The organism is Cupriavidus pauculus, from assembly GCF_008693385.1.
Lineage (GTDB): Bacteria > Pseudomonadota > Gammaproteobacteria > Burkholderiales > Burkholderiaceae > Cupriavidus > Cupriavidus pauculus_D.
In genome coordinates this window covers 1,069,909-1,079,994 of the sequence record NZ_CP044067.1, presented here as the reverse complement: position 1 = coordinate 1,079,994, position 10,086 = coordinate 1,069,909, and the positions used below count along the sequence as shown (strand labels likewise).

The 10,086-nt window shown below is 68.1% G+C and carries 7 protein-coding genes; 3 read left to right on the top strand and 4 right to left on the bottom strand.

What is annotated here, in order from left to right:
• Positions 1-18 precede the first annotated feature (18 nt).
• Positions 19-1,665 (bottom strand): methyl-accepting chemotaxis protein, encoded by a 1,647-nt coding sequence (locus tag FOB72_RS23205; RefSeq protein ID WP_317889560.1) that lies wholly within the window; start codon positions 1,663-1,665, stop codon positions 19-21.
• Between the two features lie 215 nt (positions 1,666-1,880).
• Here FOB72_RS23205 and FOB72_RS23200 point away from each other — a divergent pair, with 215 nt between their 5' ends.
• The gene (locus FOB72_RS23200; protein ID WP_150375039.1) at positions 1,881-3,209 is read left to right on the top strand and encodes a putative bifunctional diguanylate cyclase/phosphodiesterase; all 1,329 of its coding nucleotides are present in this window, start codon (positions 1,881-1,883) and stop codon (positions 3,207-3,209) included.
• A 302-nt stretch (positions 3,210-3,511) separates the two neighbouring features.
• The gene (locus FOB72_RS23195; protein ID WP_150375038.1) at positions 3,512-6,283 is read left to right on the top strand and encodes a DUF6600 domain-containing protein; all 2,772 of its coding nucleotides are present in this window, start codon (positions 3,512-3,514) and stop codon (positions 6,281-6,283) included.
• A gap of 13 nt (positions 6,284-6,296) precedes the next feature.
• Here FOB72_RS23195 and FOB72_RS23190 read toward each other — a convergent pair whose 3' ends face one another.
• On the bottom strand, positions 6,297-7,733 hold the full coding sequence (locus FOB72_RS23190; protein WP_150375037.1) for an MATE family efflux transporter: 1,437 nt from the start codon (positions 7,731-7,733) through the stop codon (positions 6,297-6,299).
• 159 nt (positions 7,734-7,892) lie between these two features.
• Here FOB72_RS23190 and FOB72_RS23185 point away from each other — a divergent pair, with 159 nt between their 5' ends.
• Positions 7,893-8,540 (top strand): 2-hydroxychromene-2-carboxylate isomerase, encoded by a 648-nt coding sequence (locus FOB72_RS23185; protein WP_150375036.1) that lies wholly within the window; start codon positions 7,893-7,895, stop codon positions 8,538-8,540.
• A 3-nt stretch (positions 8,541-8,543) separates the two neighbouring features.
• Here the strand turns inward: FOB72_RS23185 and FOB72_RS23180 are convergent, their stop codons facing one another.
• Positions 8,544-9,317, bottom strand: coding sequence for an ABC transporter permease (locus FOB72_RS23180; RefSeq protein WP_150375035.1), 774 nt, complete (start codon positions 9,315-9,317; stop codon positions 8,544-8,546).
• Entirely contained in the window at positions 9,301-10,077 is a 777-nt protein-coding gene (locus tag FOB72_RS23175; protein WP_150375034.1) for an ABC transporter ATP-binding protein, read from the bottom strand. Before FOB72_RS23175 ends, FOB72_RS23180 begins: the two co-directional genes overlap by 17 nt.
• Between the last annotated feature and the right edge of the window lie 9 nt (positions 10,078-10,086).

Sequence of the window (10,086 nt, the reverse complement as noted above, 5' to 3'; positions counted from 1 at the left end):
CGCGGGCGACAATGCCGCTCAGACCTTGAAGCGGGACACGCCGCTGCGCAGTTCGTTGGCCGTGAGCGTGAGCTCGTCGATCGCCTGGCTGGACTGGCGCAGCGACTCGACGGTCTGCTGCGCGGCCTCCGACAGCTGCATCAGCGCCTGGTTGATCTGCTCGGCACCGCCGGCCTGCGCCTGCATGCCTTCGTTGACCATCTGGACGCGCGGCGCCAGCGACTGGATCTGGCCGATGATCTGCGACAGCTGGTCGCCGACCTGCGTCACCTCCGACATGCCACGGCGCACTTCTTCCGAGAACTTGTCCATGCCCATCACGCCCGCGGCCACGGCCGACTGGATCTCGCGCACCATCTGCTCGATGTCGTAGGTCGCGACAGCGGTCTGGTCGGCCAGGCGCCGGATCTCGGTGGCCACGACAGAGAAGCCGCGGCCGTACTCGCCGGCCTTCTCGGCCTCGATCGCCGCGTTCAGGGAGAGCAGGTTGGTCTGGTCGGCCACGCGGGCGATGGTCGTCACCACCTGATTGATATTGCCGGCCTTCTCGTTGAGCGTGGCCAGACGGGAATTGACCGAACCGGCGGCGTCCATCACATGGTGCATGGTGGTTTCCATGCGCGACAGGCCCACCTGACCCGTACCGGCCAGCCCCGCGGTCTGCTCGGCGGCGTGCGATACCTCGCTGATCGTGCGAACGAGGTCGCGCGCGGTGGCCGAGATTTCGCGCGAGGTCGCGCCGATCTGCGTGGTCGTGGCGGCCGTCTCGGTCGCGGTGGCCTGCTGCTGCCGCGCGGTGGCGGCAATCTCGTTGACCGAGGTCGTGACCTGGATGGCCGAGCGCTGGGCCTGGCCGACCAGCCCCGTCAGTTCGCCGGACATCTGATTGAAGCCTTCCTCGACGGCAAGGAATTCGTCGCGGCGGGCCAGCGCCATGCGCTGGCGCAGGTCGCCGCCGCGCATGGTCGCCAGCAGCGAGACGATGGTCCGCATCGGGACGGTGATCGCACGCAGCAGCAGATAGCCGCAGACGGCCGCGGCCAGCACGGCGATGGCCAGCGCCACCTCGATGCTGATCTTGGCCGCGTCCACGGCGCTGACGATGCTCGCCGCCGCCCGGTCGTTTACCGCGGTGTTGTCGTCCACGAGTTGCTGCAGCAGCTTGCGGCCATCGAACCAGAGGTCGTGGGCGGTGCCGCGCAGCGCGGCTTCGGCCGTGGCGGTGTCCTTCCACCGCAGCGGATCCATATAGGGGAGGGCGGCCTGATCGTATTTGGCCCGCACCTGCTTGAAGGCCTCGAAGCGCGCGCGGTCTTCCTCGCGCGCGATGGAGGCCTCATACATTTGTTCCAAACGATCGAAACGCTGGATCGCGTCCTTGGTCTGCGCCAGCAGCCGGCCGCGCTGGCCTTCATCGGCGGCGGTCACGGTCTGCCACGCCAGCACGTAGATCTCGCCCCAGACGCCGCGCAGGCCGGCGCTGTAGGTCAGGCCCGGCAGCGCGTCGGTACGCATGACGGTGGTCTCGTGCTCGATCTTGCTCAGCCGGTTGTACGACACCACGGCCATCAGCGTCATGACCAGCAAAATAAAGGTAAAGCTCGCCAGGATGCGCGTTCGGATGGTCCAGTGCTTCACGATGATGCTCTTGTTATGAGATGTCATATCCCCGGCCGGCGCGTAACCATTCCGACCGGAGGGACGTTGCGGCGTAGGGTACGCGAAGCCCCAACCCATTTCAACGACGCCCGCAAGCCGCCTTGCGGCGACGTTGCGCGGTTGCGCCGCCGATTTGAGACGCTTGATTTTTCCATGGTTTTCGTCACACTTGCCAAATAGCTGAAGCGCGCACAATGTCATTCACAACAGATAGGGCAGGAATGGTGGCCAAGTCGGAGGCAAAGGCGACTGGCGCCTTGCCGCCGGCGGACCTCGATCCGCTGACCGGCGTGGTCGCCCGCCAGGCATTCTTGAAGCGGCTGGAAACGCGTCTGCAGACGGACGCGACGCCCCGTTTCGCCTTGCTGCTTGTGGGGATCGACGACTTTCGCGCGTTCAACGACATGCATGGCCACGCCGAAGGCGACCTGATTCTCCAGCACGTGGCCCGTCGTCTCAAGGATGCCTCGCCGCGCGATGCGGTGATCGGCCGCGTCGGCGGCGACGAATTCGGCGTCCTGCTGACGTCCATTTCCGACCCCACTCTGGTGCGCCACGTCAGTGCCGCGATCCAGTCGATGCTGTCCGCCCCGTATGAAATGGCCGGTCGCCGCCATCATGTGCTGGCCAGCGTCGGCGCGTGCGTGCTGCCGGCCGGCGGGGATACCGCTTCCGACGTGCTGGCCGCCTCCAGCCTGGCGCTCGCGCGCGCCAAGCACGATGGCGGCCGGACGATCCGTTTCTTCAAGCCGCAGATGCGCACGGACGTGACGACGCGCCTGTCGCTGGTCCAGGCCCTGCGCGAGGCCTATGCCCAGCGGCAGTTCGAGCTGCTGTACCAGCCCCAGGTCGATCTGCGCGACGGGCGGGTGCTCGGTGCCGAGGCGCTCATGCGCTGGCGCCATCCGACGCTCGGCCTGCTCACGCCGGCCGCGTTTATCGACGCGCTGGCCGCCAGCAGCGTCGCCAGCGACGTCGGCATGTGGCTGCTCCATACGGCCTGCGCGCAGGCGCGGGCGTGGTCGCTCCAGTTCGGCGAGGAAGCGCCGCGCGTCGCCATCAACCTGTTTGCCGCCCAGCTGGCCGAAAGCCGGCTGCTGACCGAAGTCCGGCACGTGCTGCGCGCGCTCGAGCTGCCGCCCTCGCTGCTCGAGATCGAGATTACCGAAACGATCGCGCTCCAGCAGGGGGACGACGTTTCCGACCAGCTCCAGGCGCTGCGCCGCGACGGCGTGACGCTGACCTGCGACGACTTCGGGACGGGCTACGCCTCGCTGTCGTTCCTCAAGTCGTTTCCCGTGGACCGGCTCAAGATCGACCAGTCCTTTATCCGCAACGTCGTCGATGACGGCGTGGACGCCGCGATCGTCAATTCCGTCATCACGGTCGGCAACAGCCTGGGCATCGGCGTGGTGGCCGAAGGCGTGGAGACCGCGGGCCAGCGCGACTTCCTGCTCGCGAACGGTTGCTACGAGGCGCAGGGCTACCTGTATGGCCGGCCGATGGCGCCGGATCGCCTGACCGATTTCCTGCGCAACCAGCCGCGCTGAACGTCGCGCCCCCCTCGCTTCTCCCCCGGTTGGTGCGGCGCAGCAGTAGCCCTCGAATGGCTCTCCGACTGCAAGACTTGTTTCCGTGTGCGTCCGCCTGCGGGGACGCTGTCCGCCGTCGCCGCCCGGGCAGCCGCCCGCCGCCGGCCTTGGCGGGAAGGATGCCCCGCCGGCGTGCGGGCACGGGGAAATACGTGCTTACAAAGTCCTCCCGCGCCGTTGCGCGCCGCGCCCCGTTCCGCATATAGGGTGACAATACGACTGCCGCCTCCGGTGCGGACTCCCTGAACAAGACCGAAGCAATGCGCCCCTTTTCTATCTCCATCGATCCCCAGCGACCGAAGCGTCCGAAGCTTGCGACCTCGTGGCGGCTTGCGCCCGTGGTGCTGGCCAGCGTGATCGCGGCCTCGGCCGGCGCGCAGGGGTACGGTCAGGGAGGCTATGGGTACCCACCGGGGCAGGGCGGACAGGATTATGGCCAGCCCGTCGATCCCTCGGGCAATCCGCTCGGCGATCCCGGCAACGCGGCGCTGGGCGCCGACCCCTCGTCGCGGGTGGCCACGCTGACCGATGTCGGCGGCAACGTCAGCTTTGCGCCGGCGGGCTCCGACACCTGGGCGGCGACGGGGCTCAACCGCCCCGTGACCACGGGCGACCGGTTGTGGGTCGATCCCGGTGGCCGGGCGGAACTCCATGCGGGCTCGACGGCGGTGCGGCTGGCCGGGGCGACCGCGGTGTCCGTCCTCAATCTCGATGACGACACCACGCAGGTCAAGCTCACGCAGGGCACGCTGCAGTTGCGCGTGCGCGCGCTGCCGCAGGGACAGACCGTCGAGGTCGATACGCCGAACCTGGCATTCGTGCCGAGCGAGCCGGGCGACTACCGGCTGGATGTCGCGCCCGATGGCAGCACCACGACGGTCACGATGCGGCATGGCCGCGCCGTGCTCTATGGCGACAGCCGCTCCACCGAACTCGAGCGCGGCGAGCGTGTGCGGTTCGCCGGAACCGATCTGGCCGACGCCGGCGCGGGCAATCTTGCGCCGACCGATGCGTTCGACCGCTGGACCGCGGACCGCGATGCGCGCGAAGACCGGTCGGTGGCGGCGCAGTATGTCCCGCGCGACATGACCGGGTATACGGCGCTCGACGATTACGGCGACTGGCAGCAGGACGCCGACTATGGCGCGGTCTGGTTCCCGCGCGCGGTGTCGCCGGGATGGGCGCCGTATAGCGTGGGGCAGTGGGCATGGGTGGCGCCCTGGGGCTGGACGTGGGTCGATGATGCGCCATGGGGGTTTGCGCCGTCGCATTATGGGCGTTGGGCGCATGTGGGCAATCGCTGGGGATGGGTGCCGGGGCCGGCCAACGTGCGGCCCTATTACGCGCCGGCCGTGGTCGGCTTTATCGGCAGCTCGACGCAGATCCGCATCGGCGGCGGGCCCGGCGTCGCGTGGTATCCGCTGGGGCCCGGCGAACGGTACCGGCCGATCTATCGGTCGAGTCCGACGTATCTGACGCGCATCAACTATGGGGCGCGCGACTGGAACGGGCGTGGCGATCGGGATCGCTGGTTCAACCGGGGCGTGCCCGGCGCGATCACGGGCATGCCGGCGCGCGGGTTCGTCGAAGGGCGGCCGTCCGCGCCCTATCGGGCAGGCGGGCACAACGACGAGTGGCGCCGGATTCCCGGTGGCGAGGCGCATGGCGGACCCGCGATCGCCCCGGTCAAGACGAGCCTGATCGGCGGTGCGCCGGTTCGCAATCTTCCGCCGCAGGCGCGGCAGACGTTCGATCGCGAGGCCATCGCGGCGCGGGCGCCGGGGTTTGTCCGGAGCGACGACCTCGCGCGGCGGTTTGCGCGGGAAGGCGGCACGGCGGGCGCCGGTCCGGCATGGCGCGGGCCGCAGGTGCCCGATGCACGGCAGCCGGGCCGCTCGCCGCAGCCCGTGGCGTCGTATTCGGATGTGCGGGTCAGTCAGGCGGCGCAGCATCCGCGCGACCGGCAGTCGTGGCAGCAAGGGCAGCCGGGCCGATCGGGGCAGCCGCAGGGTTTCGTTTCGGCGCCCGGTGCGGCGGACAACGGCCGCACCTACTCGACGCGGCCGGACCAGATGCGAGGCTTGCCGGCCGAGGCACAGCGCCAGCAACAGGCATTGCAGCGGCAGCAGTTCGAGCAGCAACGGCAGTTGCAGGAGCAGCAGCGGCAGGGGCCGGATTTCCAGCGGCAGCAGCAACAGGCATTGCAGCGGCAGCAGTTCGAGCAGCAACGGCAGTTGCAGGAGCAGCAGCGGCAGGGACCGGATTTCCAGCGGCAGCAGCAACAGGCATTGCAGCGGCAGCAGTTCGAACAGCAACGGCAGTTGCAGGAGCAGCAGCGGCAGGGATCGGACTTCCAGCGGCAGCAGCAACAGGCGTTGCAACGGCAGCAGATGGAACAGCAACGCCAGCTCGGCGAGCAGCAGGCGGCGGGCGACCGCGCGCGACAGGATCAGCAGCGGGCATTTACCCAGCAGCGGCAGCAGCAGGATGAACAGCGGGCGGCCATGCAACGGGCCCAGATGGAGCAGCAGCGCGCGCAGGACATGCAGCGGCAGCAGCAGGACCAGCAGCGGGCGGCGATGCAACGCGCGCAGATGGATCAGCAACGGGCGCAGGACATGCAACGTCAGCAGCAGGACCAGCAAAGGGCGGCGATGCAGCGCGCGCAGCAGGAGCAGCAACGCGCGCAGGACATGCAGCGGCAGCAGCAGGATCAGCAGCGGGCGGCCATGCAGCGGGCTCAGCAGGAACAGCAACGGGCGTTCGAGCAGCAGCGGCAGCAGCAGGATCAGCAGCGGCAGGCGATGCAACGCGCGCAGCAGGAACAGCAGCGCGCGCAGATGGAGCAGCAGCGGCAACAGTCGATGCAGCGCCAGCAGATGGAACAGCAACGCCAGGCGCAGGAGCAGCAACGGCAGGCATTCGAGCAGCAGCGTCAGCAACAACAGCATCAGCAGCAGCAACAACAGCAGCAACAGCGTCAGTTCCAGCAGCAGCGCGGCCAACAGGCCCGCAACGAAGACCGTCGCTGACGGAGAGGCGCGCTCAGCGCCTCGGGGCGCTGGCCAGCGGCTTGCTCCCCTCTCCGTCAGGGAGAGGGGCCGGCGGAGTCGGCACCCAGGGCACCGCGTTCACCGCGGCAAAGATCGCGAGCCCCAACACCAGCGCCGCGAAAAACGCCCCGAGCTCGCCATGCCATAGCGTCAGCGTCAAATACCCGAGCAACCCGATCACCGCCACCCGCGACACGGCCGCGATGACCGACCATCCCAGTCGCCGCGCGCCCTGCGAAGCGAAATACAACGCCAGCCCAAGCCCGAAGAGCCCATACGCGGGCGCCACCGCCCGCAGATACGCCGCGCCCATCCGGATCGCCTCCTCGTCCTGCGTGAAGAGCGAGAGCCATGCCGCCGGCCAGATCGCCGCGGCAAGGCCGATCAGCTCGCACAACCCGGCGGCGACCAACGCGCCCGTCCATGCCACCCGCCGCGCCCGCGCATGCTGCCCGGCGCCCGTGTTCATGCCGACCATCGCCACCATCCCGGCCCCGAAGCCAAAGATCAGCGGCACCAGCAGATACTCGAGCCGGATACCGAGCCCGAAGCCCGCCAGCGCATGCGGCCCGTGCATCCCGATCATCGCCGTGGCGGTGATCACGGACAGATTGATCATCAGGCTGTTCACCGCGGCATAGATGCCCACGCCGAGAATCTCGGCAAACATCGACCACCGCAGCCGATGCGCGAACGACAGCCGGATGCCGCCATATCCGCGCAGCAGCGCCACCAGCAGCACCACGAATCCCACCGCGTAATAGCAAACGAGCGCCAGCCCGGCCCCGGCGATCCCCATCGGCGGAATCGGCCCGGCGCCAAAGATCAGCACCGGCGATGCCACCACGAGGACCAGCACGCCACCGGTGACCACGGCAGCGGGTAGCAGCATGTTTCCGGTGCCGCGCAGAATGCTCGCGAACGCATTGAGCAGCCAGAGGAAGGTGGTGCCCAGAAACACCGCGTTGGAGTAGGTGACCGCCGCCGCCAGCGTGCTGTCGCGCCCGCCCAGCGCCCGATAGATATAGGGCCCGAGTCCCAGCATGGCCACGCTCAGCACCACGCCGAACACGATCCCGATCACCGTCGCATGGAGGGCAAGCGCCTCGGCCTCCGCGTGCCGCCCGGCCCCCAGCGCCCGGGCGATGGCCGAGGAAATCGCGCCGCCGACCGCGCCGGCGGACAGCATCTGCATGGCCATGACCAGCGGCACGACCAGCGCCGCCCCGGCCAGCGCGGGCACGCCCAGTTGACCGACGTAATAACTCTCGAGGAAGTTCGCGGCCGCCTGTGCGAGCATGACGACGATATTGGGCGCCGCCAGCCGCAACAGCGTCGGCAGGATCGGATCGTTGAGCAGACGCTTTGCCCGCGCGGTCTGGCGGGGCGCGGCGGTGGCCGGGGCGGCGGCGGGTGATGGCTCAGTCATGCTGCGTATCGGAATGCGATTCCGTGTGGGAAACACCGAAACACGGTGCGAATGCGCGAGATTCTATAGTGGCGCCTGAAATCCTGCTTGGCGCGGTTGCAGGATGGATTGCAGTGCAGTACATTGTTCCGCAATACAAAGACAATTCGGAGACCCGACATGCCCGAGGCAAACCATGCGAAACCCGCGGTGAGCGCCCAGTTCTGTTTCGATTTCGGCAGTCCCAATGCCTATCTGTCGCACAAGGTGCTCCCCCGCATCGCGGCGCGCACGGGCGTTCCGTTCGAGTACGTGCCGGTGCTGCTCGGCGGTCTGTTCCGCCTGACCGGCAACCGCTCGCCCGCGGAAGCGTTCGCGGGCATCAAGAACAAGCAGGAGTACGGCCGGCTGGAAGTCCGCCGCTTTGTTGCGCGCCACGGGCTCGATGCCTACCGCCCGAATCCGCATTTCCCCGTCAATACGCTGCAACTGATGCGCGGCGCGGTGGCCACGCGCATTGACGACAAGTCGGATGGGACCTTCGCGCGCTATGTGGACGCGATCTTCAAGGCGATGTGGGAAGACGGGAAGAAGATGGACGACCCCGCGATCTTCGCGGCCACGCTCGGCGAAGCCGGCTTCGATCCCGAGGCCTTTGTCGCGCGTATCGGTCAGGCCGACGTCAAGCAGACGCTGATCGACAACACGCAGGCCGCGTTCGACCGCGGCGCGTTTGGCTCGCCGACATTCTTCGTCAATGACGAGATGTGGTTCGGCAAGGATGCGCTGCCCGCGGTCGAAGAAGAGATCCTGCGTGTGAAGGGCTGACGCTTACTGTTTCCGCGCCTGCCAGAACACCACGCGTCGCTGCAACGCGCGCACGATCTCCGCACCCGTGAGTCCCGTGACCGCGAGCAGAATCACGCCCGCGAACATCGTGGCCAGACTCATGCTGACCGAGGACGAGGCGATCAGATAGCCAAGCCCCTTCTGCGCGGACAGGAACTCGCCCACCACCGCGCCGATCAATGCGAGCGACACGCCGATCTGCAACCCGGCAAAGATATCGCCGAGCGCGGCCGGCAGTTTCACGTGCCATAGCAGGAACCATCGCGACGCGCTGAACGCGCGGCACGCTTCGAGCAGTTCCGGATCGGTGCGCCGGATACCGTTGACCGTGTTCACGAACAGCGGAAAGAAGCAGACCAGCGCGACGAGCACGATCTTCGACGCGGCCCCGAAGCCGAACCAGACCAGGATGATCGGTCCGAGCGCGACCTTCGGCGTGGCCTGCAGGCCGACCAGCACCGGGTAGACGAAGCGTTCGAACGTCTCCGACTCGGCGAGCAACGCCCCGAGCGCGATAGCCAGTGCACAGCCGATGGCATAGCCGCTGAACGTATTGACGAGCGTGGCCCAGATATGCGGCCACAGGCTGCCGCTGGCGAAGCCCGCCGACAGCGCGTCGAAGACGGCCGATGGCGGCGGCAGCAGGTAGTCGGGAATCTGCCAGATGCGTACGGCCAGATGCCAGACGAGGAGCAGTACGCCGAGGCTGATCAGCGGGTAGAGCGGTGCCGGCAGCAGTCTAGATCGGCGAGGCATTGAAGTGTCTCCGCAGGTGTTGGGTCAGCGCCGTGAACGCGGGCGTATCGAAGGTATCGAGCGTCCGCGGGCGGGGCAGGTCGATCTGCAGCGATTCCACGATGCGCCCCGGACGCGGCGACATCACGAGCACCCGGTCGGCCAGGAATACCGCTTCCGGAATGCTGTGCGTGATGAACAGCACGGACTTGCGCTGCACACTCCAGATTTCCTGCAATGCGAACGTCAGCGTCTCTCGCGAGAGCGCATCGAGCGCGGCGAACGGTTCGTCCATCAGCAGGAGGTCCGGATCGGGCAGCAGCATGCGCGCAATGCCCACGCGCTGTTGCATGCCGCCCGATAGCTCGAACGGGTATGCCTTGGCGAACTGCGCAAGCCCCACGAGTTCGAGCAGTTCGTCGGCACGGCGCCCGGCGGCGCGAAGATCGAGCCGCTGCGTGCGCGCGGGCAACAGCACGTTGTCGCGTACGGTCTTCCACGGCAGCAGGTTCGGCTTCTGGAACACCACGCCCGCGCGGCGGCTCGGTCCCTCGATGGGTTTGCCGTGCAGGTGGAGCGTGCCCGTGCTGGCCGGCATCAGGCCCGCCGCCAGCCGCAGCAGTGTGGACTTGCCGCAGCCCGACGGACCGAGCAGTGCCACGAATTCCCCGTCGCCGATTGCGAGGTCGATGTCCTTGAGCGCTTCGGTTTCGCCGCTGCGGGTGGGGTAGGTCAGGCCGACGTGCCGCGCGTCGAGCGCGGGAGACGCAACGGGCGACATGACAGGCAA